Below are 26,352 nucleotides of genomic sequence, written 5' to 3' on the forward strand. Positions count from 1 at the left end.
GGCGTGCCGGACGGCCGCACCGCAGAGGACCGGCTTCCCGAGATCAGGAGTCCGCACCCGATGCCACTTGGTTCCCCGGAGGAGGACGCAGGCCTCGATCAGGCCTTCGCTTCCGGCAATCAGAGCGCGCTCGCTGAAGCCTACCGGCAGTTTGCACCCCTGATCCGTTCGATGGCCCTGCGGCGGCTCTACGATTCAGCAGCAGCAGATGATGTAGTGCAGGAAGTTTTTATCCGGGCCTGGAAATACCGGGACAGCTACTCCCCGGAGCGCTCCAGCCTGGTGGCCTGGCTGGTTGGCATAACCCGCAATGTTGCAGCCGGCATGGGCACGTCGAGGGCACGCGAAGAAAACATGCGGGAATTGGCCGCCGCCCAGCACCGGGAAGAGGACGACGACGAGACGGGGCATCCCGACCGGGTTGCCGACAAAGTGGTCATCGACGCGGAGCTGGACCGGTTGGGTGAACCGCAGGGTTCCATCCTCCGGCTGGCATTTCATGCGGACCTGACCCATCAGCAGATCGCCGACCGGCTCGAAATGCCGCTGGGAACCGTTAAGAGTCATATACGCCGAAGTCTCGTCCAGTTGAGGCAAAGATTGGAGGTCAGTGATGCAGCACCTGCACGATGACGCGCTCACCCTCCTGGCACTGGGTGAAGAAGCCACTGACGAGGAACGTGCCCATCTTGAGGCTTGCCCCCGCTGCAGCGCGGATTTGGATTCGTTCCGCCGTGTGGTGTCTGCCGCGCGCCTGGCCGGTGCCTCACATCTGGACGACAACCCATTGGCCGCCGGAGCAACAGCCGGCGGCGGGCAGACCGGAACCCTCCAGGCACCGGACTCCTCGGTGTGGGAGAACATCCACCGCGAGTTGAATCTGGATGAAGAACTGAAGCCGGACCCGCTGTCCGCTCCCGCTGCTTCTTCGTCCAGCGCGCCTGCATCCAGCACCGCGGCAGGCTCCGGCTCGCCCGTGGCCTCCCTTGACGCAGCCCGCCGGCGCAGGCGTGCCGGGGCGTGGTCGGCAGCTGCGGCAGCCGCCGTCGTTGTGGCGGCAGCGGGCACCTGGGGTGCTCTGGGAACACTTGAGTCCGATCCGAAACCTGTTGCCATCGCATCGGTGGAGCTGTCCCCGCTGGCGTCCTACTCGGACACGGGCAGCGCCGTCGTGGACGAGCTTCCGGACGGCGAGCGGGAACTTGTGGTGACGTCCAGCAGCGATGCGGCCCGGGGATACCGGGAGGTTTGGCTGCTCGCTCCGGACGCTACGTCAATGGTCAGTCTGGGAACCATGGAAGGCACCGAAGGACACTTCGTGCTGCCGCAGGACCTGGACCTCAGCAAGTATCCCGTGGTGGACATCTCAGACGAACCGTACGACGGCGATCCCGCGCACTCCGGAGATTCCATTCTGCGCGGGCAACTGGATCTTTAGTGGAAGCAGGAACTGCCGGCTCCATCATCAGTACCTGGTTTTCGAAGGCAGCAGAAGGCTTTACCCGCGGGGACCCGCTGGAAGTCCCGCTGCCTGCCCTGCTGCTCATTGCTGCCGGGGCGGCCCTGCTCACCGTGCCGCGGCCGGCATGGCGGTGGTTCGGACTCTTCGTCACGTTTGTCCACGAGCTGGGACACGCCTTCGCCGCCCTGATGACCGGGCAGTTGGTCAAGGGGATTCAGCTGCGGTTTGACCACTCCGGCCAGATGCACAGCATGGGCCGCAGCCGGTTCGCAGCGGCGTGGACCGGGTTCTGGGGTTATCCGGTTCCCGCCCTTGTCGGCGCGCTTCTGGTCTGGGCTGCCATCAACGGCTGGGCGGGATTTGCGTTGTCCGCCGGAGCCCTGGTTCTGCTGGCAGCGCTGTTGTTTATCCGCAACGCACAGGGGCTGCTGATCGCCTTGGGGTGCGCCGGGATTTCAGTGCTGCTGGTCTGGTTTGCCTCGCCCCCCGCAGTCTCGGGCATCACCCTGGGCGTGGGCATGGCCCTGCTCGCCGGCGCCGTCCGGGACTGGTTCAAGGTGCTCAGCGTCCATACCCGGCGCCGGCGTTCCCTGCACAGTTCGGACGCCTTCATCCTCTATCAGCGCACCGGAGTTCCTGCTGTGTTCTGGCTTTCTGCTTTTGCCGCGGTGATCGCGGCATCGGCTGCCGCAGCACTATGGTGCCTGCGGCAGGTGGCAGGCTAGGACTCCTCGGGCAGCGTTACCCGCAGTTCCAACCGGTGCTGGCCGTCGGGTGTCTGCGTGAAAATCGCTTTACCGGCGATTCCAGCGAGTCCGTCAGTGCCGGATCCGGGAATGATGTGGCCGGAGCTGGCAGTGGCAGTACCTTCGGCGACACCCCAGTGCTGGATCACCATGGTGCCCGAACGGCCCGCGACCGATCCGGCGAAAACCTCCGAACAAACGTAACCGGCACCGACGTCATTTCCGGCCATAATCAGGTCGGCAACACTAGTTCCCACAATGTCCCCCTCGAAAATCTTCACCGCCCGGACAGTGGAGAGTTCGCTGTTGGTTCCTTCCACCTGATACGGGGTGGGCTCCCACTGCGAGACATCAAAATCTGCCGTAATTACCTGTTCTGTTCCGTCGGTCATGCCTCCAGTATCCCGTGTCCGGCCATGGATTGCATGCCGGGGCGCGCCCGCCGGTACCCTTGTCGCTGTGCCTTGACAGCGCACCGCACCTGCATCAACTAAGGAGAACCACCCGGAATGTCGCAGAAAACGGCCCCTTTGCAGGAGCGCTTTATGCGCCGCAAATCGTTATGGATTTGGTTCGCTGTGGTCCATTTGATTTTTTTTGCGGCATTGTCCCCGCTGATCTTTTCCAGCGGAGTCCTGAGTGACATAAATCTGTACCGGCTGTGGGCCTTCGAGGGCATCAATGACGGTGTGTGGCAGGGCATCAGCACGGACTGGGTGTATCCAATCGGAGCTCTTCTGCCGATGCTCCTGTCCTCGGTCCTGGGCTGGGGCGCGTATCAGGCGGTGTGGTTCGCCATTTTCACGGGGCTGAACGCTGCCGCCGTCGCAGTTATCAGCAAGCCGGGAACGCCGTCCCGATATGCGGCCTCGTACTGGTGGCTGGCAGTGACCGGTCTGCTGGGGCCGGTGGCTGTGGGCCGGGTCGACGGTCTCACGGCTCCCCTGGTCATCATGGGCCTGCTGCTGCTGGCGGGCCGCCCCGTGGTTGCCTCAGCTCTGCTGTCACTGGCCACATGGATGAAAGTCTGGCCGGCAGCCGTGATCCTGGCCGTTCTGGTTGCCTCACGCCGGCGGCTGACCCTGCTGGTCACCGGCGCGGCAGTGTCCGCCGTGATGGCCGGGATTGTCATCGCAGGAGGCGGTATCGGGCATCTGCTGTCCTTCGTCGGCGCCCAGGGCGCGCGCGGAATGCAGATGGAGGCGCCCTTCACCACTCCGGGCCTGTGGCAGGCCATCCTCGGCGGCGACTCCGGCGCCTACATCTTCGAGGACAAGATCATTAACACCCGCGAAGTGCGCGGCGCCCTCGGCGAGCCGGTGGCCGCGCTCATGACGCCGCTGCTCGCAGCGGCAGCCCTCGCCGTCGTCGTCCTGCTGATCTGGGCACTGCGGCGGGGCGCCGACGCCGGCCAGCTGCTCGTTGCCGGGTCGCTGGCACTGGTGGCCGCGTTTATTGTGTTCAACAAAGTGGGCTCGCCCCAGTTCATGCTGTGGCTTGGCGCCGTAGTGGCGGTAGGCGTGGCCTGGGAGGGCCGCAGCTGGCGTGTCCCGGCGGTCCTCATGCTGGCCATTGCGTCCCTGACCACACTGGTGTACCCCATGTTTTACGCCGCGCTCTACAACGACCTGAACATTGGGGTTGCCCTTCTGCTGACGGTCCGCAACATTGCACTGCTGGTGCTCTTCGGCTGGTCGCTGGTGCGGATTGTCCGGCTGACGAAAGCCGGAAACAGCCGACCCCTCAGCGCACCCGAAGTTCGCCCGGAGACGGCTCCGTAAGTTTCTTCCGGAACAGGACCTTGGTCTTGGGGTCAAGGAAGATGAGGTACAGCGCGAAGCCCAGCGCTATCACGGCCGCGATCTGGCGGGCGGCAGTGAGGCTGAAGTCGAAGTACGGCCAGATGTCCAGCTGATCGCTGATCGCGTACACCATGAAGAACGAGACCAGAAGATACAGCGTTTTCACCTGCCAGTCGTTGCGGATTCCGGTCACGGCAAACAGCGGAATCAGCCACACCACGTACCAGGACTGGATCATGGGCGCGAGCATGACGACGGCGGCGAAGGCCAGGGCGAGCCGGCGGACCAGCCGGCTGTACTCGCCCACAAACATCTGCCAGAAGACAATCAGCAGTGAGGCCACACGGCCAAGGGTGTGAACGATGTCGGCAAAGGTCCAGCCCGGCAGGCCCAGGGCATTGCCCAGGGTGGCCACCAGCATGCCGAGGAAACCCACCGGCGCGTACCAGATCCAGACGCTGCCCGGCGTGCTCAGCGCACTCACCCAGCCGAAGCCGAGACCGTTGACGATGCCCAGGATCCACAGCAGTCCCAGGGAGATTCCCGCGGTCATGAACCAGTAGAGGAACCTGCGCGGCCAGGACGCACCCTTGCCCGCCCACATGAGCCCGGCGAACGGCAGCAGGATCAGCGTGATCGGCTTGATGCCGATGGACAGCGTAATGAGCAGAATGCCCGGAATGGCGCGCTTGGTTGCGGCGAGGTAGAGACCGGCCAAAGCCAGGCCGATCATCAGCGCATCATTGTGGATGCTGGCGATGAACGTGGTCAGGAACAGCGGGTTTGCCGTGGTCAGCCACAGCGCGCGGTTGGGGTTGATGTTGTGCAGTTCGGCAAGCTTGGGCACGTAATACACGCACAGCGCCACGCCGATCAGCGAGATAACCCGGAACAGCAAAATGGAGTATTCCGGCTGGCCGCCGGTGGCCCGGACCACGAGTTCCTCCAGCCAAAGGAAAATCGGACCGTAAGGAGTGGGACTCTGGGCCCACAGGTCATCGGCGCCGATCTGCACATAGTTGGAGATCTGGGAGTAGCCGTCTTTGTACGGGTCCAGCCCGCTGACCATGACCAGGCCCTGGGCAATGTATGCGAACACGTCGCGGCTGAAGAGCGGCAGAGCCACGCACATGGGTGCGGCCCAGGCGATCGTGGCCTTCAAAACCACCGGACGGCTCTCGGGGCCCCATGAGGTGATGCGTTGGCCCAGCCGCAGCCAGGACCGCACCAGAAGCATTCCGCCCAGGGCCAGCAGGAAGACAGAGAGCACGGCACCCTCCGGCTCAAACCGCAGCCACATGATCACCGGGTTGCGGCGAAGGTCGTAGGAGGCCAAAGACAGCCACCCGACGCCTAGCGAGCCCACCAGCATCATGAGGGAACCGATGAAGCCCTGGACGACTGCGACGTTGGGGTGGGTGGCTTTCGCTAGCTCCGGGCCGGGAGACGAAGGCTCGGTCGCGGGGACCTGGGCGGTCATCTGCGTGGTTCCAATCTTTGGGTTCGTACAATTTGCCCAACGGCAGCGGCGCACACCCGGCATCACGGTGAAACCGGACGTCTTGGGAGCGCTCACCAGCAGTAAACCAGCGCGGCCGCCGGAACCGCGGTAGACGCGAAAAACTCCCCGCGGCACGGACCGTCAGTAGCCAAGATATTAGCACCGCAGGGTGTACAAAGCCGGGATGCTTCAACGCGCCGGGGGGCGGATCGTGCGGATGCGGCGTACGTCACGCGGACCGGAGTCCCTCGAAACGGCAAGGCAGGGCGGTACGGCCTGCGGGGCGCCGGCCAGACGCTGCAGACACTAAGTTCAGCGCCAACGACAGGCAGCGGTTGTGCCGGACCCGCGCTCAGCCCGCGCGGTACATTGGTTCTGTGCCAATAACTAATGAACGACTTGTGTGGATTGACTGTGAAATGACCGGTCTGGACATCAAGAATGACGCCCTCATTGAGGTTGCTGTCTTGGTGACGGACTCCGAGCTGAACATCCTGGGTGACGGAGTGGATGTGGTCATCCGCCCCGATGACGCTGCGCTGGCGCAGATGGGTGATTTTGTGCGGAACATGCACACCACTTCCAAGCTCCTGGACGAACTCCCCAACGGAATGACCATGGCCGAGGCTGAGGCCCAGGTCATCGAATACATCACCAAGTGGGTGCCGGAGCCGCGGAAGGCCCAGCTGGCCGGGAACTCCGTGGGAACCGACAAAATGTTCCTGGCCCGTGACATGCCGGAAGTCATCGACTATCTGCATTACCGGATCATTGACGTTTCCACCATCAAGGAACTGGCCCGCCGCTGGTACCCGCGCGCCTACTTCCAGGCACCGGCGAAAACCGGGAACCACCGTGCACTGGGAGACATCGTGGATTCCATCAACGAACTCCGGTACTACCGCGAGGCCGTCTTTGTACCTGCCCCGGGCCCGGATTCGGCCACGGCCAAGAAGATTGCGGAGGGCATCAGAAGTTAGCTCGGTCACATTTTGGGGTCTTGGACGCCAGTTGGTCAGGACCGCCCCAAAAACCGTGTAAGCTTGATTCCGCTGCCTCAGATAAATGAGTTCGCAAAAACCACTCGCCTGGATTTTGCGAATATGTTATCCGAGGCACATGGTGGGTATAGCTCAGTTGGCAGAGCGCCTGGTTGTGGTCCAGGAGGTCGCGGGTTCAACCCCCGTTACTCACCCCAGGGAGACTGGCAGGATCAGTTTCACAGAGGCCGTCCCGGTTCATCGGGGCGGCCTTTGTTGTGTTTGGACTTGTGTTTGACTTGTTATGGGGCCGCCGCCAGCCGGTGCTGCGGCAGCCTGCAGCACCGCCGCCGGAACGTACTGCGGCCAACCAATGAGGAGGCGCCGCCTTGGAGCGCAGATTGTTCGACGAAGACCACGAGCTTTTCCGTGATCTTGCCAGGGAGTTCAACACCCGCGAGGTTGCTCCGGGGTACGCCCAGTGGGACGCCGAGCACATGATGCCCCGGCAGCTCTGGCGCGCTGCCGGCGAGCAGGGGCTTCTGGGACTTGCCGTGCCGGAGGAGTTTGGCGGTGCCGGCATGCCGGACTACCGCTACCGCGCCGTCATGGACGAGGAATTCGCCAAAGCCAACCACCTCGCCGTCGGGCTCGCCTTCCACCTGCATGACGACATGGTTCTCCCCCACCTGCTGGCATACGGTTCCGATGACCTCAAGGAACGCTGGCTGCCCGGGATGGTCAGCGGCGAAACGGTCACCTCAGTGGCCTGGACGGAGCCCGGTGCCGGCAGCGACCTTCGCGGCATCCGCACCAAGGCTGTGCGGGACGACGACGGCGGCTGGCGGCTGAACGGGCAGAAGACTTTCATTGGCAACGGGATCAGCGGTGACGCTTCCCTGGTCCTTGCCCGCACCGACGGCGGAACCGGCCGCGGCGCCAAAGACTCCTTCAGCATGTTCATGGTGGAAAAAACCGAGGGCTACAAGACCGGCGGCCAGCTGGACAAGATGGGCCTGAAGGCCTCCGACACGGCCGAGCTGTTCTTCGATGATGTCCACATCCCCGAGGGCAACCTCGTGGGCGAAGTGGGCCGCGGCCTGGAATACGCCGCAGGGCAGCTCCCCCAGGGCCGGCTGGCCATCGCCGTCGCATCATCCGCCGTCGCCCGGCAGATCTATGAGGCCACGGTGGAATACACGAAGAACCGCAATGCCTTCGGCGAGCGGATCGCGGATTTCCAGAACAGCCGGTTTGTCCTGGCGGACATTGCCACCGAAGTGGAAGTCACGGAAGCCTATGTGGATTCGGCAATCCTCGCTTTCAACGAGGGCAGGCTGGACGCCGTCTCCGCGGCCAAGGCCAAACTCTGGGCCAGCGAGCGGGTCCAGTCCATTACCGACCGCTGCCTGCAGCTGCACGGCGGCTACGGCTACATCCTGGAATACCCGGTGGCCCAGGCGTTCCTGGCCGCCCGGCTGCTGACCATCTTCGGCGGTACATCAGAAATCATGCGCGAAGTTATAGGCCGGCAGATCACCGCCTAGCCAAGTCCCCCGGTGCACAGACAGCATGTCAGCACTACCCGTCCAACAGGAAGACCAGCAATGACCGTCCGTCCCATCGTTATCCACGGCGAACCCGTTCTGCACCGCCGAGCCGCTCCGGTGGAAAAGTTCGATGACGAACTGCGCACCCTGGTGGCGGATATGTACGAGACCATGGACGTGGCCAACGGCGTCGGCCTGGCCGCCACCCAGGTTGGCGTGGGCCTGCGCCTTTTCACCTTCGCCTATCAGAACGACGACGACGCCCCGGACCGCGGCGTTGTCATCAATCCCGTGCTCATCACCTCCAAGGTTCCAGGCTCCGCACCGGATCCCGAGGAGGACACTGAAGGCTGCCTGTCCGTCCCCGGCGAGAACTTCCCGGTGAACCGTGCCGATTGGGCGAAGATCTCCGGTTTCGATGAGAACGGCGAACCGCTGGAATTCGAAGCGACCGGCTGGTTTGCCCGGGTTCTGCAGCACGAGTACGACCATTTGGACGGCAAGCTGTACGTGGACAAGCTCAATGACCGGTGGAGCCGAAAGGCACGCAAGGCCATCAAGGCTCACGGCTGGAACGTTCCGGGACTGACATGGATGCCCGGTGTGGATCCGGATCCTTTCGGCCACTAGGGACTTCGGACTGAACCAAAGCGAAAGGCGCGCTTCCCGACAGGGAAACGCGCCTTTCGCTTTGAGGCGTCTTCGATAAATCCCGCCTAGATCGAGGCGGCCAGTTCCTCAACGCGCGGGTAGGCCGGCGGATTCACATGGGCCATTTCCTCCAGAACCCGGATGACCTGGCAGCTGTAGCCGAACTCGTTGTCGTACCAAACATAGAGGACGGCGTTCTTGCCGTTGGAGATGGTGGCCAGTCCGTCCACGATGCCGGCCCGCTTGGACCCGACAAAGTCGGTGGAAACAACCTCGGGTGAATCGATGTAATCGATCTGCTTGTGCAGGTCCGAGTTCAGCGAGGTTTCCCGGAGGAAGGTATTAATCTCTTCCTTGGTGGTGGCGGTCTCGAAGTTCAGGTTCAGGATGGCCATTGAGACATCGGGGGTGGGAACCCGGATGGCATTGCCGCTGAGCTTGCCTGCCAGTTCCGGCAGCGCCTTCGCAACAGCCTTGGCGGCTCCGGTTTCGGTGATCACCATGTTCAGGGCGGCGGAGCGGCCGCGGCGGTCGCCGTTGTGGAAGTTGTCGATCAGGTTCTGGTCATTCGTGAACGAGTGCACCGTTTCCACATGGCCGTGAATGATGCCGTACTTGTCGTTGAGCACCTTCAGGACCGGAGTGATGGCGTTGGTGGTGCAGGAAGCAGCGGTGACGATCTTGTCATCATCGGAAATGGATGCGTGGTTGATGCCGTGCACGATGTTCTTCAGGTTGCCCTTGCCCGGGGCGGTGAGCAGCACGCGCGAGACACCCTTGGCGGACAGGTGCTGGGACAGCCCCTCTTCGTCGCGCCAGCGGCCGGTGTTGTCCACCACTACGGCGTCGCTGATGCCGTAGGCCGTGTAGTCCACAGTGGACGGATCGTTGGAGTAGATGACCTGGATCAGCGTGCCGTTAGCCAGGATGGTGTTGTTTTCCTCGTCAACGGTGATGGTTCCGTCGAAGGCGCCGTGGACGGAGTCCCGGCGCAGCAGGGACGCGCGCTTGACCAGGTCATTTTCCGCTCCCTTGCGGACAACGATCGCCCGGAGCCGCAGGCCCCGGCCGCCGCCGGCATGGTCGATGAGGATGCGGGCCAGGAGGCGGCCGATCCGGCCGAACCCGTAGAGCACGACGTCGGTGCTGGTGCGGTCGTCAGCGCCCTGCTTGCCGGCCACATCGGCCAGTTCGCGGCGCAGGAAATCCTTGAGATCCACTCCGGCGCCCTCGGCCTTGTACTTAAGGCTCAGGCGGGCCAGGTCGATGGACGCGGCGCCCAGTTCCAGTTCAGTCAGTGCCTGCACCAGCGGGAACGTGTCAGAGACCGGCAGTTCAACCTCATCGATTTGCCGTGCAAAGCGGTGTGCCTTGAGGATGTCGATGACGGAACGGTTGACCAACGGACGGCCATAGACCGAAGTGACCACGCTGTTTTCCCGGTACAGCCGCCCGATCAGCGGAATCATTGCCTCGGCAAGGGCCTCACGGTCCATCCAGGTGTCAAGGCAGGTATCGGAGAACTGGCTCAAGATATTTCACTTCCTTTTCTCAGCCGGCACTGCTTTGTGCCGGTTGTCGTCCCTCCAAGTGTATTAGGACACACTTGCCGCACCGCTTTGTTGAGCGAGATGTTTGTCACAGTTGCCTGTGCTCAGCGGACCTCGAGGGTTTCATCAACCGGTTCGGGTTCCAGGTCCTCCAGGTCCCTGATTCCCCGCAGCGGACCGAACGCCGCAACGACCGGGGCCACGAACGCAATGGCCAGTCCAACAAGGATGGCGCCGCGGATCCCGAGCCCTTCCACCAGGAAGCCGCCGATGATGCCGGCGACGGCCAGCATTCCCCAGGTCACCATCCGGGACGCAGACCCCAGCCGGCCCAGCATCCCGGGTGGGCACACGCGCTGGCGGAAGCTGGTGGACACCACAACATTCATGGAGATGGCATATCCGGCCAGGAAGAGCCCGGCGAACCCCGGCAGCAGCCCCCAGCCCGGCGTCATCAAGAGCAGGCTGGAATAGCCGGCCGCAGCGGGCAGCATGGACCAGCGCCACACCGTCCCCGAGCCCAGGCGGTGCGTGACGTGCTTTACGGTGAGCCCGCCCAGCGTTCCGCCCAGCGCCGTTGAAGCGGTCAGGAATCCGAGCATGGCACCGGATTCCCCCAGCGTCCGCACCACCAGGATGACCATGAGGGAGACAACGATGGCTCCGCCCAGATTCCACAACGCACCGACCAGCAGGATTGCCCGCAGCGGAGCGGTGCTGAAGCTGTACCGCAGCCCTTCCTTCATGTCCCGGAAGATCCTGCTCCCTTTTTTTGACGGAGCGGCCTCTTCCTGAACCCTGAGTGTTGCCACCGAAAGCAGCGATGCCGTGGACGCTGCCACCTGCAGCAGCAGAGAGTTTGATGCCCCCCAGACAGAAGTCAGCCAGCCGCCCAGTCCGCGGCCCACCGCGTCCGCGGAAGCAGCGGATCCGGTCATGAGACCGTTGCCCTCGATCAGTTCCTCACGCTTGACCGCCCGGGGAACTAAGGCGGATTCCGCCAGCATGGAGAAGACGGCCGCCAAACCGGAGAGAAAGGACACTGCAAAAAGCTGGACGACAGTGAGCCGGTCCAGCCAGAACGCCACCGGCAGGGTCATCAAAACGGTGATCCGCAGGACGAGCGCGGCCATGACCACGGGCTTGCGGCGGTATCGGTCCACCAGCACGCCAATCGGCAATCCAAACAGCAGCCACGGCAGGAATCCCACGCCGGACAAGGCTGCAACAGCGAAGTCCGAGGCATCCAATTCGACGGCGGCGATGAGGGGCAGCGCCACAGCGGCAACGGAAGTGCCAAAAATGCCGGCGGTTGAGGAGATCCACAGCGCGCGGAAGTTCGCATTACGGATGACCAGCGGGCGGCCCTTTGTCGTAGTTCTGGACATTGCCAAAGACTAGCCGCGCAGATGCCGGTGCGCCTGCTTTGTACAGCGCTTGTGCAAATCCTGCGGAAAAACGACCCCAAATCTTGAGGCAGGGTTGCCGCTCAGGATGTTTCAGTGAAACAGGATCCCGGGTGGATGAGGAATGCTTAAGTGGACGGGCTGGCCGATAAGCCGGGTTTTGTATCTCCGGTCCGTTACCGGGCCGGAGGCGGCAATCATCCATCTGGGAACGCCGTTACCGGCGCCCTCAAGCGGCCTACCCGGACGCATCGGGCGAGCAGCCCTCAAACGCGTCCTGTATGGCCTTGCTCCGGGTGGGGTTTACCTAGCCGATCCGGTCACCCGGAACGCTGGTGGTCTCTTACACCACCTTTTCACCCTTACCGACAGACAGTGTTCCAAGCGGATCACCGTCATCGGCGGTTTCTTTTCTGTGGCACTGGCCTGCGGGTTTCCCCGAGTGGGCGTTACCCACCACCCTGCTCTGCGGAGCCCGGACTTTCCTCGGTGGCTCCCTCAAGAGGGACCCAACGCGATCGCCTGGCCAACCCGTCCAGCCTCAATGCTACCGTCTCCGCCGGGCTGGTTGGGTTCCAGGGCACGGACCGGGAGGCCAACCCGCCTCGCGTAGGATTATTTGGTGTTGATTTTGCTCCCGCCCTCCGAAGGAAAAACGGCCGCCGTCTCAGGTCCGGCTTTTGACCCCGACAAGCTGCATTTTCCCGGACTTAACGACGCCCGCAAACAGGTCCTTGAGGCTGTAGCCCGGACCAGCGCCGCCGCAGACGCGCACGCCGTTCTCGGCGTCGGCCCCTCGCTGGCCGCAGAGGTACAGCGCAACACCGTCCTGCAGGATCAGCCCTGCGCTCCGGCACACCGCATCTACAGCGGGGTGCTCTACGACGCCCTGGGATATTCCACCCTGTCTTCCGCCCAGCAGCACGCCGCGGACAACGCCGTCGTCGTCATCTCAGGTTTATGGGGGGCGCTGGGCTTTGGCGATCCCATCCCGGCTTACCGGTTGTCCATGGCGGTGAAACTACCGGAGACGGGCAAACTTGCGTCTTTCTGGAAGACCCATCTGACGCCCGCACTCAACGAGTATGCGGCGGATCAACTGGTGGTGGACTGCCGGTCCAGCACCTATGCAGCGGCCTGGGCACCAGACCCCGCGCGGACCGCGGCCGTGAACGTCTTCCAGATCCGGAACGGCAAACGCGCCGTTGTTTCACACTTTGCCAAGCACACGCGCGGGGAACTGGCGCGTCATCTCCTGACCCGTACGGGCGCGGCTCCTGAAACGCCGGAACAGCTGGTCGCCGCCGCGGCGGAGAAGTGGGAGGCGGAGCTGGTGCCGGCCACGGCCCGGAAGCCGTTCCAGCTCAACCTCATCCTTCCCGCACCGGAGACTGCGGGTTAGTCTTCGGCCACCAGTTCCACTTCAAAGCCCGCACTGTTTTCAAGGTAGGCCGCGTAGTGGTCCGAGCCGCCGGCATGGGGATGCCGGTCGGCGAAGAGCAGCGTCCACCCATGGCTTGCAGCGCGCCGGGCCAGCAGGTCCACGTCCGCCCGGGATCCGGCACGGAACGCCAGATGGTTCAGGCCCGGACGCCGCCTTTCGTGCGCTGCATCCAGCACGTCAGGCCCTGCTTCAATGACGACATAGCCGTCGGCTCCCTGCCACCGTGCGCCGGTTTCCCAGCTGTCTGCGCGCAGGTAGCCCAGCCGCTCCAGCAGCCAGCCCAGGGACTGTTCGGCGGCGGCGAAGTCCCGGACCCACAGCTCGGTGTGGTGCAGCCTGCCGGTGGCTGCCGGCGGCGCTGTCCGCTGCGCTGCTTCAGCAGGTTCCGGCGCGGCCGCGGCCTTGGATTCGCCGGCGGCCGCCCCCTTCTGCACCCAGGGAACTCCGGCCATGCCGGCGTCCATTGCCTCGTTGGAAAGCCGGTCAGCATCCTTGTTCAGCTCACGCGGAATCCACTGGTACTTCACCCGGCGCGGGTTGACGATGCCCCGGGCTTTGGCTGCCAGCTTCTGCATGTCCTCGTGCTTGATCTTCCAGCGGCCGCTCATCTGCTCCACCACGAGTTTGGAGTCCATCTTGGCCAGGATCCAGCAGTCGGGGTCGATCTCGTGGGCCATTTCCAGGGCAGCCACCAGGCCGGAGTATTCCGCCACGTTGTTGGAGGCCTTGCCGATGTATTGTGCCTTCTCCGCCAGAATGCGTCCGGTCTCAGGGTCCCGCACCAGGGCGCCGTAGCCTGCGTGTCCGGGGTTGCCGCGGGAGCCGCCGTCGGCTTCCACGATCAGCGTGCGGCGGGGCGCGTTCGATGAAGCCGCAGCCGTGCCCGAAGGCTCAGCAGGCGTATCGGCCGGGTCAAACAGGGTCACCGGTCAGCTGCTCCACTCTTCGGAGCGCACCAGAATGCAGCCGGAGTCGGGGCAGAAGACAATGTCATCCTCGGCAGCCTTGCGGATATCTGCAAGGTCTCCGGGACTCAGCTGCATCCCTGAGCCCTCGGAGGTGCCGTGGAACAGCCGTGCGGCACCAATGCCGTGCTTGGCCAGCGTCTTTTCGTAAACGGCCAGCAGGCCGGGTTCAAAAGTGGCTGCCAATTCGTCACGGGCGGCGACCACTGCTTGGCGCTCGGTTTCGATTTCGGCCAGTTCGGCGTCGCGCTTTTCTTCCAGCGCCGCCATTTCAGCGTCCAGGGCGGCTGCGGCTTCACGGGACTGCTCCTCGGCTGCCCGGGCCGCCTCAAGGCGCTCCATAACCTCAAGCTCCACATCCTCCAGATCGGAACGGCGGCGCTTCAGCGACTCCATTTCGCTCTGCAGGGCGGTGAGCTCCTTGGAGGTGCCGTGGCCGCTGTCCAGGTGCTTCTGGTTGCGCTCAACCCGGGCTGCCACGGCGGCCACATCGGCTTCCGCCCGCGTGAGCTCACGGGCGATATCGGCGGCCTCGGTGGAAGCGGCAACAAGCCTGCTCTGCGCCGCGGCACGCTGCAGGGCGAGGGCTGCAATTTCCGAGTTGTCGCTGACGGTGCGGGCCCGGTTCCGGAGTTTGCGGACAGTACTGTCCAGAGCCTGCAAATCGAGCAGCCGCAGCTGCTCCTCCGACGATGCTTTTGCCACCGTAAAACCTCCACCTATGACCGGGCCAACCTGACCCGTTTCTTCCCCCTAGCCTATGCCAACGGGGAAGGTCAGTTCAGCCCGGGTGTCAGCACAAAGTCCCACGGATCCGTGTTGGTGCCGCTGATTCGGATCTCCGCACTGAACCCCTGATCGTTCAGGACGTTTTCCAGGGCATTGGCCGCAGGCGTCAACCACAGCCATTCGCTGCCGAAATGGGAGACATCCATCAGATAGGGGCGGCCGTTGACGGCGGCCTCGCGGGCTTCGGACGCGGGATGGTGGCGCAGGTCGGCTGTGACGTAAACGTCAGCCCGGTGCCGGCGGACGGCGTCGAAAAGGCTGTCACCTGCGCCGCCGCAGACCGCAACCCGGCGGACCACTCCGTGCGGATCCCCGGCAACGCGGACTCCGCCGGCAACGGCCGGCAGGATGCTGAAAACCAGTTTGGCGAAGTCCGCCAGCGTGGTGGCCTCCGGCAGGTCCCCCACCCGTCCAATACCCTCTTCGGGCAGTCCGTCTTCAGCGGGAACCAGCGGCTGAACCCCGACAAGCCCAAACGCGTCCGCCAGTACATCGGACACCCCGCCCACAGCGCTGTCACCGTTGGTGTGGACCGTCAGCAGTGCGCAGCCGCCTTCGATCAGCCGGTGCACCACGTCACCCTTGAAACCCGTACCCGCCACCGAGTGGACCGGCTTCAGGAAGAGCGGGTGGTGCGTCACCAGCAGGTCGGCACCCCATTCCACGGCTTCGTCGATGACCTCGGAGGTGGGGTCCACCGCGAAGAGAATGCGCCTAACCGGGCGGAAAGGCCTGCCGGCCACCAACCCGACGGCGTCCCAGCCTTCAGCCAGGGATTCCGGCCACAGTTCTTCGGCTGCCAGGAGCACGTCGCCCAGGGTGGGGACCGACCCGTCCGGTGCTGCTGCGTCGGCGGGAGTTTCCGGGTCCTGTCCCGGTGCCGCCGGCTCGGTGCCTTCAGCGGGCATGTCTGTATCCATGGCTTCAGTTCTACCTGCTGGGTTTCCTGGGCTCAATTCGGCCGCACCGGAGCCTGGCATGATTCCCGCCGCACAGGGTATTGAAAGGGAAGATCGGGAATCATTGCGGACATGCGCGCATTGATACAGGGTATGAAGACCTATGTACTTGGCGGAGGCTGCTTTTGGTGCCTTGACGCCCTTTATCAGAAGACCCGCGGTGTCACCGACGTCGTTTCCGGCTACACCGGCGGGCACACCGCCCATCCGGATTACGACAGCGTCTGCTCCGGCACCACCGGTCACGCGGAAGTTGTGGCTGTGACCTTTGACGAGGACATCATTCCGGGCGAGGTGATCCTGGACATGTTCTTCATTTCCCACGATCCCACCACACTGAACCGGCAGGGCTACGACGTCGGCACCCAGTACCGGTCCTCGATGTTCTACACCAGCGAGGCCGAACGCGAAGAGTTCGAGAAGGCTCGCGACCGCGCACAGGAACACTGGGACAACCCGATTGTGACGGAGATCGTTCCGCTGCCCCGCTTCCACGTGGCCGAGGAATACCATCAGGATTTCTACGCCAAGCACCCCGAACAGGGCTACTGCCAGGTGATCATCAATCCCAAGCTCGCCAAGGCACGGAAATATTACGCCGAATGGCTTGACAACTAACCAGCCCCATGCTGAGGGGTAGGCTTGAACGAGGCCCCGGTGCGGACATTCCCGGGAGCAGCACCTCCAGCCGCCCCTGACTCACTTTCATTCCAACGGATAGAGGACAAACCATGGCACGGATTTATGACGACGTCACTCAGCTGGTAGGCGGCACCCCGCTGGTCCGGCTCAACCGCCTGACCGAGGGCCTCGATGCCGAGGTGGCGGTCAAGCTCGAGTTCTACAACCCGGCCAACAGCGTGAAGGACAGGATTGGCGTGGCCATTGTGGATGCCGCAGAGAAGGCCGGCGCCCTCAAGCCCGGCGGAACGATCGTGGAAGGCACTTCCGGCAACACCGGCATCGCCCTGGCCATGGTCGGTGCGGCCCGCGGCTACAAGGTCATCCTGACCATGCCTGAAACCATGTCCACCGAGCGCCGTGTCATGCTCCGCGCCTACGGTGCAGAAATTGTCCTCACACCGGGTTCCGAAGGAATGCGCGGCGCCGTGGATAAGGCCAAGGAAATTGTGGCCACCACCGAGAACGCCATCTGGGCGCAGCAGTTTGCCAATGCCGCCAACCCCGAAGTCCACCGCCGGACCACCGCAGAGGAAATCTGGGAGGACACCGACGGCAAGGTGGACATCTTCGTGGCCGGCGTCGGCACCGGCGGTACCGTGACCGGCGTCGGGCAGGTCCTGAAGCAGCGCAAGCCCGGTGTCCAGATTGTCGCCGTCGAGCCGAAGGACTCGGCGATCCTCAACGGCGGCTCCCCCGGACCGCACAAGATCCAGGGCCTGGGCGCCAACTTTGTTCCCGAAGTGCTGGACACCGACATCTACGACGAGGTCATTGACGCTTCAGTTGAAGACTCGGTGGCCACTGCCCGTGCCCTGGGCGCCAAGGAGGGTATTCTCGGCGGCATCTCATCCGGTGCGATCGTGTGGGCTGCCCTGGAGCTGGCCAAGCGGCCGGAAAACGCCGGTAAGCTGATTGTCGCCATCGTCTGCGACTTCGGTGAGCGGTACATCTCCACCGTGCTCTACGACGATATCCGGGGCTGATCCCGCCCCGCCTAGTTCCGCACGATCAGAAAGTCACCTGTGAGCTTCCTTGCACGCCTGCGTGAAGACCTCGACGCCGCTGCGTCCCATGACCCGGCCGCGCGCGGTTCCATGGAGAACCTCGTGGTCTACTCCGGACTGCACGCCATCTGGATGCACCGGCTGACCCATCGGATGTGGGCGCGGCCCGGACTGCGGTTCCCTGCCCGGGTGCTCTCGCAGCTGACCCGCTTCGCCACCGGAATCGAAATCCATCCCGGGGCAACCATCGGGCGCCGCTTCTTTATTGACCACGGCATGGGCGTGGTCATTGGCGAGACGGCGGAGATCGGTGACGACGTCATGCTGTATCACGGGGTCACCCTGGGCGGACGGTCCCTGGCCCGGATCAAGCGCCACCCCACCCTGTGCGACGGCGTGACAGTGGGCGCGGGCGCGAAGATCCTGGGCCCGGTGACGATTGGCAGGAACAGTGCCGTGGGCGCCAACGCCGTCGTCGTGAAGGACGCCCCGGCGGATTCCATCATCACCGGAATCCCCGCCCGCTGGCGTCACCGCCAGGCCAAGGAGACCCAGGCAGCCGTGGATCCGGCCGAGTACATCGATCCTGCCATTTATATCTGACGCACGTTTAGCATCTGGCAGACGTTTAGACATCTGGCACATGGTCTGTCCGGCACACGTTTTATATCTGGCACAGCGAACGTAAAAGGCCGCCGGCACCCGTTGGGTGCCGGCGGCCTTTTATGTACCTCTGCGGTTTATCTGCGCTGGGGTTTATCTGCGCTGCGGTTTGTTAGTGGGTGTCCACTGCTTCCACCTCGGAGTGGTCACCGCTCCAGAGGGTGTGGAAGGTACCGTCGGCGTCGACCCGGTTGTACGTGTGCGCCCCGAAGAGGTCGCGCAGGCCCTGGGTGAGTGCGGCAGGCAGACGCTTGCGGCGCAGTCCGTCGTAGTAGGCTAGGGAAGAGCTGAAGACGGGCACGGGAATGCCCAGCTGGACCGCAACGGACACTACGCGGCGCCAGGCCGGCAGAGCGGCGGCAATGGATTCCGCGAAGGCCGGAGCCAGCAGCAGGTTGGCCGGAGCCTGGTCCCCCTCGTAGGCCTTCATGATGTCATCAAGCAGTTCCGCCCGGATGATGCAGCCGGCGCGCCACAGCGAGGCGATCTGGTCCAGCTTCAGGTCCCAGCCGTACTCCCTGGCGGCACTGTTGAGCATGTCGATGCCCTGGGCGTAGCTGACGAGCTTGGAAGCGTACAGCGCCTGGCGGACGTCCTCCACGAAGGTTTCCGGCAGTTCTACGGCGGCTTCGCCGCCGGCAAGGATTTCCTGTGCCTCAGCACGCTGTCCCCGCTGGGAGGACAGAGCGCGGGCAAAAACGGACTCGGCAATAGCGGAAACGGGCGAACCCAGGTCCAGGCCGGACACAACGGTCCAGCGGCCGGTGCCCTTCTGCCCGGCGGAATCCACTACCACGTCGACAAACGGCTTGCCGGTCTTCGCGTCCGTGTGGGCCAGCACTTCGGCCGTGATCTCGATCAGGAAGGAGCTGAGCTGGCCGGTGTTCCACTCGGTAAAGATCTCGGCCTGCTCTGCCGGTTCAATCCCGGCGGCGGAACGCAGCAGGTCGTACGCCTCACCGATGACCTGCATATCGGCGTACTCGATGCCGTTGTGCACCATCTTTACGAAGTGGCCCGCACCGTCGGTGCCGACCCAGCTGCAGCAGGGCTCGCCGTCGTACTTCGCGGCGATCTTCTCGAGCATCGGACCCAGGGAGTCGTAGGACTCGCGGGATCCGCCGGGCATGATGGACGGGCCGAGCAGGGCGCCCTCTTCGCCTCCGGAAACACCCACACCCACAAAGTGAAGGTCTTTCTCTGCCAGTGCCGCCTCGCGGCGACGGGTGTCCTCGTAGTGCGAGTTGCCTGCGTCAATCACAATGTCGCCGGCTTCCAGCAGCGGCACCAGCTGGTCGATCACGGAATCCACCGGGGCCCCGGCCTTGACCATGATCAGGACCCGGCGCGGCTTCTCCAGGGAATCAACGAGCTCCTGGAGGGACTCGGTACGGATGAAGTCGCCCTCGTCGCCGTGCGCGGACAGCAGGGCGTCCGTCTTTTCGATCGACCGGTTGTGCAGGGCTACGGTGTAGCCGTTCCGGGCAAGATTCCGGGCCAGGTTTGCGCCCATGACGGCCAGACCGGTGACACCAATTTGTGCGCTCAAGTTTTCTCCACGATTCTTCGGGTGCCCGGCAAGGGGGCACGGCGATTGGCGCTCGCCCGCCGTCTTTATCCCCCAGCCTATGCTTCCAAGCCGCCCGCCCGCCACATGGGACTCTCCGTGTCGGGAAGGCCGGCGGTCCCCGTGGAGACGAAGGAGTTGATGATGCGTGCCACCCGTTCCACCACACTCACTCCGTCCTGCATCGTGTCGGTGCCGGAAGTAAGGACCACCACGGCGTATTCGGCGTCGCCGGCTCGGACAAAGCCCATGCTGCCGACATTCCAGGACAGTGAGTCATCCTGCAGCCACCCGTTCTTCAGGGCGATCTCAGCTCCGCGGTCAGAGACCCCGGAGCTGATCCCCCAGCGTTGCCCGTAGTCCACATTTTCCATCAGCTGTACGGCGAACTCCAGCAGTCCCGGGTTGATCCAATCCACACCCTCCAACAGTGCGCGGGCAATCCTCAACTGGTCTTCGACGCCCGTGCTGTTGACTCCCCACACTTCGGAGGCGTCTGTCTTTGCGACGCCGAGCAGTTCGTAGGTGCGGGCCAGTTCCGGTGCTCCCCCAACGGCTCCATACAGCGCCGACGTGGCGTCATTGTCGCTGTACTCGATCATCATCACGGCCTGGTATTCCTCTTCCGGGGTCAGGTCCCGCTGCTCCTCAGTGGCTTCACGCAGCAGTGTCAGCAGTATGGGCACCTTGACGAGGCTAGCTTCCAGATAGCTCCCGCCGGCGTTGTAGTGCCACGCCCGCCCGGAAGACTTTTCATACAAAGCTGCGGAGAACTCCGTACCGGCATCGCGGCTGCCCGGATCCGCGGACGCGTTGATGTCATCGGCACAGGCGTCCAGCGCACCGGAAAGCATGTCTGCCTGGTCGGCCGGGAGCGGGACGGCGGCGGACGATTCCCGGGCGGCACCTGCCGGGGCACTCTCCGTGGATACCATGCCGCAGCCGGCAGCGGTGAGCGGGAGCAGCAGCGCCGCAACGGCCGCCACTGTTCGCCGGAACGTCATGTGCAAGCAGCCTCCTCCTCTTTCCGGGTGCACATTTTGTCTGTCTATCCACAGATAGCAACGGAGACTGTTCAAAAGCTGAGAGAGGGTGTAAGGAATCATGCCCACCGGTCGGCGGAAGCGCCGCCGCGGACCTCCCATGGTGCGCCGTCTTGCTGAACAGCGCGCGCCGCCGGGCCATGGGCGGCTCAAACACCGTTCACGCAAAGCAAAACCCGCCGTCCTTCCGGACGGCGGGTTCATGGTGTGCTTCTTGTGGTGGGTCCTACCGGGATCGAACCGATGACATCCACGGTGTAAACGTGGCGCTCTACCAGCTGAGCTAAAGACCCTTTGTGACCGTTATGCCTTTCAGGTTTTCCCTGATCAGCGCCGCATCACGAGGAATTACTCTACCGGATGATTGCGCATAATGCCTAATCAGCCTGCCGCGGCCGTTTATCCGCCCTTATCAACCCTGCTGCGGACCACCGGCATCCCGGGACAAGTCCGGCAATTCAGCAGCAAGATATTCAAGGGCCGTGGCCACGCCCGCTTCGATCTTGAGATCCGCCAGGTCATCCCCCCGGGTGGGGCCCCGGTTGATGATCACCACCGGCTTTCCCGTTTTGTGGGCGTGCTTGACGAAACGCAGCCCGCTCATAACGGTCAGCGACGATCCGGCAACCAGGAGGGCATCGGCCGCATTGAGCATGGCAAAGGCTGCGGCTACGCGGTCCCGGGGGACGTTTTCACCGAAATAGACGAAATCGGGTTTCAGCATTCCACCGCACACGGGACAGTCAGCCACCACAAAGTCTTCGGTGTCTGCGACGTCCGCATCGGCGTCGGGGGCGATATCAGCGTCCAGCCGGGTGCGCTCAAGGAAACCCGGGTTCAGGTCTTCCAGCAGCCGGGAAATGGTCTGACGGGAGTATCTGGTCTTGCACTCCAGGCACATCACGCGGTCAAAGCGCCCGTGCAAATCCACCGTCAGAGCACTGCCTGCGTCCGTATGCAGCCGGTCCACATTCTGGGTGATCAGCCCGGTGGTGAGTCCCCTGCGCTCCAACCGGGCGACGGCGGCGTGGCCGGCATTGGGTGCCGCCTGGCGCAGATGGTGCCACCCGACGTGGTTTCGTGCCCAGTAACGGCGGCGCAGTTCCGGATCTCCAACGAATTCCTGATAGGTCATCGGATTGCGGGGCGGAGCCTCCGGCCCCCGGTAGTCCGGGATGCCGGAATCGGTGCTCAGTCCCGCACCGGTGAGGATGGCCAGCCGGCGGCCGGCAAGCAGCTCAACGGCACGGCGCAGCTGACCCTCTTCATCCGGGGTGGGCAGCGGGGCGGAAGGCGCAGGGTCGGACCGGACAAAGCCGGTGAGTCCCAGCCCTGGCCCGGAGCCGCCGGAATCGCCGCCGGCAGGCGGTGTGCTGGTCACGCGGCAGTCAGCTCCCGAAAGGCGTCGCGGTAAGCCTGCAGCGGGCGGGGAGTTCCGGCGCCGGAGCGCACCTCTGTCCGCACCACGCCTTCTTGATCGATCAGGAAGGAGGCTCGCCGCGGACGGCCGAGTTCGACGTCGAACGCCCCGTAGGCGTCTGCCACCCGGCCGTGGGGCCAGAAGTCCGCCAACAGGTCAAAGGAATAGCTGCGGGCCTGGGAGTAGGCACGCAGAGCATATTTCGAGTCGCAGGAGACCGCTAAGATGCGGAGCCCTCCGCGGTGGAAGTCCTCGCGGACCGTCTCCAGCTCATCGAGTTCCCCCGTGCACACGCCCGAAAATGCGAAGGGGAAGAAGACAACCAGGACCGGCTGCCCCCTCAGGTCAGACAAACGGACAGGCTCCCCAAACTGGTTGGGGAGCTCAAAGTCCGGAGCCTGATACCGCCCGCCGGCTTGAGGCGACGGTGCCAGATCCAAAGCTGCTACTTCTTGCGTCGGGCAACCAGGCGTGTGGCAGCCCAGTCACGGCTGACTGCGGGCGATGTGGTGACGTGCAGGCCGGCCGTAGGTGCCGCTTCTTCGATGTCTGCGGGGGGAACGTACCCGTCCCGTCCGGACTTGGGCGTCAGGACCCAGACAACTCCGCCGTCGTCGAGCGTGGTGATGGAATCCACCAGCGCGTCCACGAGATCTCCGTCGTCGGCACGCCACCAGAGGATGACTCCGTCTACGACTTCATGATCCTCTTCGGTGAGGAGCTCACTTCCGACCAGGTCCTCGAGGCCGTCGCGGAGGTCGAAATCGACGTCCTCGTCGTAGCCGAATTCCTGAATCAGGTCTTGGTCTTTGAAACCCAATCTTCCCGCCACGCTGTTTTCCGTGACGGCTTCGGCCTCGCTCACTTCACTCCTCCTGGTTGACTGCATAAATACAAGGGAATCACATATTTGGATGAGATGCGGTGTCTTGGACACAAGCCAACACCTTTTGGACAGAACCTTCAAGGTTCCACGGCATGCACCGAAGGGTTGCCACATGTACCCGCAGGTGGGACAACGGGCGTACAGGCCCCGGACGCTGGCTGGCCCGCCGCCGGAAGCGAGCAGGCTACGCAAGATGTGCCCTCCGGGACTAGAGTGGATGAAAGAGGCTCCGGAGGCAATCAGCATCCGCATAGCCGCCGTGTTCGTCCGGATTGATACCGGATCCCCACAGTCGTAATTGGTGCAGACACAATCTGCACCCGAGAGAGGTTTGCCGTGGCCGCAGAAGACACAACGGACATCCTGAGCGGGTTAACCAACCAGCTTCCGGACCGTGACCCCGAGGAAACCGCAGAATGGATTGAATCGCTTGACGAACTAATCCGTTCGCAGGGCACCGAACGGGCCCAGTACATCATGCGTTCGCTCCTGCAGCGCGCTGGTTCCCAGAGCGTGGGCGTACCGATGGTTACCACCACCGACTACGTCAACACTATTCCCGTTGATCAGGAACCGGAGTTCCCGGGCGACGAGGAAATCGAACGCCGTTACCGTGCCTGGCTGCGCTGGAATGCCGCCATCATGGTGCACCGCGCCCAGCGCCCGGGCATCGGCGTCGGCGGGCATATTTCAACCTATGCCGGAGCGGCAACCCTGTATGAAGTGGGAATGAACCACTTCTTCCGGGGCAAGGACCATCCGGGCGGCGGAGACCAGATTTATTTCCAGGGTCACGCCTCCCCCGGCATGTACGCACGCGCGTTCCTGGAAGGCCGCCTGACCGAAGAGGACATGGACGGGTTCCGGCAGGAGAAGTCCCGCGAGGGCCATGCCCTGTCTTCCTACCCGCACCCGCGCTCCATGCCTGACTTCTGGGAATTCCCCACCGTGTCCATGGGTATCGGTCCGATGAACGCCATCTACCAGGCGCAGTCCAACCGCTACCTGCAGAACCGCGGCCTCAAGGACACCTCGGACCAGCACGTCTGGGCTTTCCTTGGCGACGGCGAGATGGACGAGCCGGAATCGCGCGGACTGCTGCAGCTTGCCGCCAATGACAAGTTGGACAACCTGACGTTCGTGGTCAACTGCAACCTGCAGCGCCTGGACGGTCCGGTCCGCGGCAACGGCAAGATCATGCAGGAACTTGAGGCTTTCTTCCGGGGTGCCGGATGGAACGTCATCAAGGTTGTCTGGGGCCGTGAGTGGGACTCACTGCTCGAGAAGGATAAAGACGGCACGCTGGTGGACATCATGAACTCCACCCCTGATGGCGACTACCAGACCTACAAGGCCGAAAACGGCGGCTTTGTCCGCGATCACTTCTTCGGCAAGACCCCGGCGACCAAGGAACTGGTCGCCAACCTCACCGACGAGGAGATCTGGCAGCTCAAGCGCGGCGGGCACGATTACCGCAAGGTTTACGCCGCCTACAAGGCCGCCATGGAATTCAAGGGCAAGCCGACAGTCATCCTGGCCCATACGGTCAAGGGCTACGGTCTGGGCACGCACTTCGAGGGCCGCAACGCGACCCACCAGATGAAGAAGCTGACTCTGGATGACCTCAAGGCCTTCCGCGATCACCTGCGCATCCCGATCAGCGACGAGCAGCTGGAAGCCGATCCGTACCAGCCGCCGTACTACAACCCGGGACCCGATGCTCCGGAGATCAAGTACATGCTGGAACGCCGGCGCGAACTGGGCGGAAACGTTCCCGAACGTCGGGTGAAGCATGAGCCGCTGCACCTGCCGGACGAGAAGGCCTATGAAGTGGCCAACCGCGGTTCCGGCAAGCAGTTGGCCGCTACCACCATGGCTTTCGTCCGTCTGCTCAAGGACCTGATGCGGGACAAGGAATTCGGCAAGCGGATTGTGCCGATCATTCCGGATGAAGCCCGCACCTTCGGCATGGACTCGTTCTTCCCGACGGCAAAGATCTACAACCCGAAGGGCCAGGAGTACCTGTCCGTGGACCGGGACCTTGTCCTGGCTTACAAGGAATCCCCGCAGGGCCAGATTGTGCACGTGGGCATCAACGAGGCCGGTTCCATTGCTGCGTTCACCGCCGCCGGAACGTCCTACGCCACACACGGCGAACCGCTGATTCCGGTGTACGTGTTCTACTCCATGTTCGGGTTCCAGCGCACGGGCGACTACATCTGGGCGGCCACCGACCAGATGGCGCGCGGCTTCATGATCTCCGCGACCGCCGGCCGCACCACCCTGACCGGTGAAGGCCTGCAGCATGCTGACGGACACTCGCCGATCCTGGCCTCCACCAACCCTGCGGTGAAGACCTACGATCCGGCCTACGGGTACGAGATCGGGCATATTGTCCGCCACGGCCTCGAGCAGATGTACGGTCCGGATTCCGAGGATCCGAATGTCATCTACAACCTCATGGTCTACAACGAGCCGATCCAGCAGCCCAAGGCTCCGGAAGACGTGGACGTGGAAGGCATCATCAAGGGCATCTACCTTCTCGCTCCGGCGAAGGTTGACGGCCCCCGGGCCCAGCTGCTTGCCTCCGGCGTAGCAGTGCCGTGGGCCTTGGAGGCCCAGAAGATCCTTGCTGAGGACTGGGGCGTCTCTGCCGATGTTTGGTCAGTGACGTCATGGAATGAACTGCGCCGCGACGGCCTGGCCGCCGAGGAAGAAGCGTTCCTGAACCCCGACGCCGAACCCCGCGTGCCGTTCGTGACCCAGCAGCTTGCCGGTGCCACCGGTCCGATTGTTGCTTCCACGGACTACATGAAGGCTGTCCCGGACCAGATCCGGCAGTTTGTGCCCAACGAGTTTGCAACCCTCGGCGCTGATGATTTCGGCTTCGCGGACACCCGCGCTGCGGCACGGCGTTACTTCAAGATCGATTCCCACTCCATGGTCGTTCGAACCCTGGAAATGCTCGCCCGCCGCGGCGAGGTGGACGCCAGCGCGCCCTCGGAAGCGATCAAGAAGTACGACCTGCTCAACGTGAACGCCGGAACCTCCGGCAACGCAGGCGGCGACGCCTAGCAGTGAAGTTCCATCCCTGATCGGGCAAAGAAGAGAACCGTCGCATCTGCGGCGGTTCTTTTCTTTGCCCTCTTTTCTTTGCCCTCTGTCGGCCGTCACCGTACGGGTCTGGCCGGATGGGCGTATCGGGCCTAGAAGGGTGGTGGGTCGTCGCCGTCGTCAGGGAGCTCGTCGGCAGGGATCCAGCCCGACATCGGGATAAGTG

Annotated in this window: 24 protein-coding genes, 2 tRNA genes and 1 other RNA gene; 13 read left to right on the top strand and 14 right to left on the bottom strand. The window is 63.7% G+C overall.

Annotated features, from left to right (window positions below; genetic code table 11):
- Positions 1-60: 60 nt before the first annotated feature.
- Genes QMA10_RS14335 through QMA10_RS14345 form a run of 3 tightly spaced genes read left to right on the top strand, consistent with a single transcriptional unit; the run spans position 61 to position 2,187 of the window.
- Positions 61-633 carry an RNA polymerase sigma factor gene (locus QMA10_RS14335; protein ID WP_290169380.1) on the top strand — a complete coding sequence of 191 codons (573 nt, stop codon included), beginning with the start codon at positions 61-63 and terminating at the stop codon, positions 631-633.
- Positions 614-1,438, top strand: a complete 825-nt coding sequence (locus QMA10_RS14340) for an anti-sigma factor (protein ID WP_290169419.1) — start codon at positions 614-616, stop codon at positions 1,436-1,438. The genes QMA10_RS14335 and QMA10_RS14340 overlap by 20 nt, the downstream gene beginning before the upstream one ends.
- On the top strand, positions 1,438-2,187 hold the full coding sequence (locus QMA10_RS14345; RefSeq protein WP_290169381.1) for a M50 family metallopeptidase: 750 nt from the start codon (positions 1,438-1,440) through the stop codon (positions 2,185-2,187). The genes QMA10_RS14340 and QMA10_RS14345 overlap by 1 nt, the downstream gene beginning before the upstream one ends.
- Here QMA10_RS14345 and QMA10_RS14350 read toward each other — a convergent pair.
- Positions 2,184-2,600, bottom strand: coding sequence for a DUF3224 domain-containing protein (locus QMA10_RS14350; RefSeq protein ID WP_290169383.1), 417 nt, complete (start codon positions 2,598-2,600; stop codon positions 2,184-2,186). The genes QMA10_RS14345 and QMA10_RS14350 overlap by 4 nt on opposite strands.
- A gap of 117 nt (positions 2,601-2,717) precedes the next feature.
- On the opposite strand from QMA10_RS14350, the gene QMA10_RS14355 reads away from it, so the two are divergent.
- The gene (locus QMA10_RS14355) at positions 2,718-3,989 is read left to right on the top strand and encodes a glycosyltransferase family 87 protein (RefSeq protein ID WP_290169384.1); all 1,272 of its coding nucleotides are present in this window, start codon (positions 2,718-2,720) and stop codon (positions 3,987-3,989) included.
- Here the strand turns inward: QMA10_RS14355 and mptB are convergent.
- Positions 3,952-5,490, bottom strand: a complete 1,539-nt coding sequence (gene mptB, locus QMA10_RS14360; protein WP_290169385.1) for a polyprenol phosphomannose-dependent alpha 1,6 mannosyltransferase MptB — start codon at positions 5,488-5,490, stop codon at positions 3,952-3,954. The genes QMA10_RS14355 and mptB overlap by 38 nt on opposite strands.
- Before the next feature lie 398 nt (positions 5,491-5,888).
- On the opposite strand from mptB, the gene orn reads away from it, so the two are divergent.
- The 4 genes from orn (at position 5,889) to QMA10_RS14380 (ending at position 8,671) form a co-directional block, all read left to right on the top strand.
- Positions 5,889-6,491: an oligoribonuclease gene (gene orn / locus QMA10_RS14365; RefSeq protein WP_290169387.1), complete on the top strand. Its 603-nt coding sequence runs from the start codon at positions 5,889-5,891 to the stop codon at positions 6,489-6,491.
- A gap of 142 nt (positions 6,492-6,633) precedes the next feature.
- Positions 6,634-6,709 (top strand) — tRNA-His (locus QMA10_RS14370).
- 171 nt (positions 6,710-6,880) lie between these two features.
- Positions 6,881-8,038: an acyl-CoA dehydrogenase family protein gene (locus QMA10_RS14375; protein ID WP_290169388.1), complete on the top strand. Its 1,158-nt coding sequence runs from the start codon at positions 6,881-6,883 to the stop codon at positions 8,036-8,038.
- A 60-nt stretch (positions 8,039-8,098) separates the two neighbouring features.
- Complete coding sequence (locus QMA10_RS14380; protein ID WP_290169390.1) at positions 8,099-8,671, top strand: peptide deformylase; 573 nt, start codon at positions 8,099-8,101, stop codon at positions 8,669-8,671.
- Positions 8,672-8,757: 86 nt separating this feature from the next.
- Here QMA10_RS14380 and QMA10_RS14385 read toward each other — a convergent pair whose 3' ends face one another.
- From QMA10_RS14385 to rnpB, 3 genes are all read right to left on the bottom strand, one after another.
- Complete coding sequence (locus QMA10_RS14385) at positions 8,758-10,224, bottom strand: glyceraldehyde-3-phosphate dehydrogenase (protein ID WP_290169392.1); 1,467 nt, start codon at positions 10,222-10,224, stop codon at positions 8,758-8,760.
- A gap of 122 nt (positions 10,225-10,346) precedes the next feature.
- Positions 10,347-11,630, bottom strand: a complete 1,284-nt coding sequence (locus tag QMA10_RS14390; RefSeq protein WP_290169394.1) for an MFS transporter — start codon at positions 11,628-11,630, stop codon at positions 10,347-10,349.
- A gap of 151 nt (positions 11,631-11,781) precedes the next feature.
- Positions 11,782-12,182: RNase P RNA component class A (rnpB, locus tag QMA10_RS14395), an RNA gene on the bottom strand.
- 88 nt (positions 12,183-12,270) lie between these two features.
- Here rnpB and QMA10_RS14400 point away from each other — a divergent pair.
- Positions 12,271-13,050 carry a peroxide stress protein YaaA gene (locus QMA10_RS14400; protein WP_290169396.1) on the top strand — a complete coding sequence of 260 codons (780 nt, stop codon included), beginning with the start codon at positions 12,271-12,273 and terminating at the stop codon, positions 13,048-13,050.
- On the opposite strand, the gene QMA10_RS14405 is transcribed toward QMA10_RS14400, so the two are convergent.
- From QMA10_RS14405 to QMA10_RS14415, 3 genes are all read right to left on the bottom strand, one after another.
- On the bottom strand, positions 13,047-14,018 hold the full coding sequence (locus tag QMA10_RS14405) for a reverse transcriptase-like protein (RefSeq protein ID WP_290169398.1): 972 nt from the start codon (positions 14,016-14,018) through the stop codon (positions 13,047-13,049). The two genes, QMA10_RS14400 and QMA10_RS14405, sit on opposite strands and share 4 nt — an antisense overlap.
- 3 nt (positions 14,019-14,021) lie before the next feature.
- Positions 14,022-14,762 (bottom strand): C4-type zinc ribbon domain-containing protein, encoded by a 741-nt coding sequence (locus tag QMA10_RS14410; protein WP_290169400.1) that lies wholly within the window; start codon positions 14,760-14,762, stop codon positions 14,022-14,024.
- Between the two features lie 71 nt (positions 14,763-14,833).
- Positions 14,834-15,766 (bottom strand): Nif3-like dinuclear metal center hexameric protein, encoded by a 933-nt coding sequence (locus QMA10_RS14415; protein ID WP_290169403.1) that lies wholly within the window; start codon positions 15,764-15,766, stop codon positions 14,834-14,836.
- A gap of 132 nt (positions 15,767-15,898) precedes the next feature.
- Between QMA10_RS14415 and msrA the strand changes: the two genes are divergently transcribed.
- The 3 genes from msrA to epsC all read left to right on the top strand — a co-directional run bounded on the left by msrA (position 15,899) and on the right by epsC (position 18,096).
- The gene (gene msrA / locus QMA10_RS14420; RefSeq protein ID WP_290169421.1) at positions 15,899-16,423 is read left to right on the top strand and encodes a peptide-methionine (S)-S-oxide reductase MsrA; all 525 of its coding nucleotides are present in this window, start codon (positions 15,899-15,901) and stop codon (positions 16,421-16,423) included.
- A 113-nt stretch (positions 16,424-16,536) separates the two neighbouring features.
- Positions 16,537-17,472, top strand: a complete 936-nt coding sequence (cysK, locus tag QMA10_RS14425) for a cysteine synthase A (RefSeq protein ID WP_290169404.1) — start codon at positions 16,537-16,539, stop codon at positions 17,470-17,472.
- A gap of 39 nt (positions 17,473-17,511) precedes the next feature.
- Positions 17,512-18,096, top strand: coding sequence for a serine O-acetyltransferase EpsC (gene epsC, locus QMA10_RS14430; RefSeq protein ID WP_290169405.1), 585 nt, complete (start codon positions 17,512-17,514; stop codon positions 18,094-18,096).
- 172 nt (positions 18,097-18,268) lie between these two features.
- On the opposite strand, the gene gndA is transcribed toward epsC, so the two are convergent.
- The 6 genes from gndA to QMA10_RS14460 form a co-directional block, all read right to left on the bottom strand.
- Positions 18,269-19,705, bottom strand: a complete 1,437-nt coding sequence (gene gndA, locus QMA10_RS14435; RefSeq protein WP_290169407.1) for an NADP-dependent phosphogluconate dehydrogenase — start codon at positions 19,703-19,705, stop codon at positions 18,269-18,271.
- Positions 19,706-19,782: 77 nt separating this feature from the next.
- A complete protein-coding gene (locus tag QMA10_RS14440) occupies positions 19,783-20,727 on the bottom strand; it encodes a serine hydrolase (RefSeq protein WP_290169408.1) in 945 nt (314 codons plus the stop codon).
- A gap of 256 nt (positions 20,728-20,983) precedes the next feature.
- Positions 20,984-21,059 (bottom strand) — tRNA-Val (locus QMA10_RS14445).
- A 119-nt stretch (positions 21,060-21,178) separates the two neighbouring features.
- Positions 21,179-22,048, bottom strand: coding sequence for an NAD-dependent protein deacetylase (locus tag QMA10_RS14450; protein WP_290169423.1), 870 nt, complete (start codon positions 22,046-22,048; stop codon positions 21,179-21,181).
- A gap of 95 nt (positions 22,049-22,143) precedes the next feature.
- The gene (locus QMA10_RS14455; protein ID WP_290169409.1) at positions 22,144-22,626 is read right to left on the bottom strand and encodes a peroxiredoxin; all 483 of its coding nucleotides are present in this window, start codon (positions 22,624-22,626) and stop codon (positions 22,144-22,146) included.
- A 5-nt stretch (positions 22,627-22,631) separates the two neighbouring features.
- Positions 22,632-23,051, bottom strand: coding sequence for a DUF3052 domain-containing protein (locus QMA10_RS14460; protein ID WP_290169412.1), 420 nt, complete (start codon positions 23,049-23,051; stop codon positions 22,632-22,634).
- Between the two features lie 357 nt (positions 23,052-23,408).
- Between QMA10_RS14460 and aceE the strand changes: the two genes are divergently transcribed.
- Positions 23,409-26,147, top strand: a complete 2,739-nt coding sequence (gene aceE, locus QMA10_RS14465) for a pyruvate dehydrogenase (acetyl-transferring), homodimeric type (RefSeq protein WP_290169414.1) — start codon at positions 23,409-23,411, stop codon at positions 26,145-26,147.
- Positions 26,148-26,352 lie beyond the last annotated feature (205 nt).

The sequence above is a fragment of the Arthrobacter sp. APC 3897 genome (assembly GCF_030407495.1).
Lineage (GTDB): Bacteria > Actinomycetota > Actinomycetes > Actinomycetales > Micrococcaceae > Arthrobacter_B.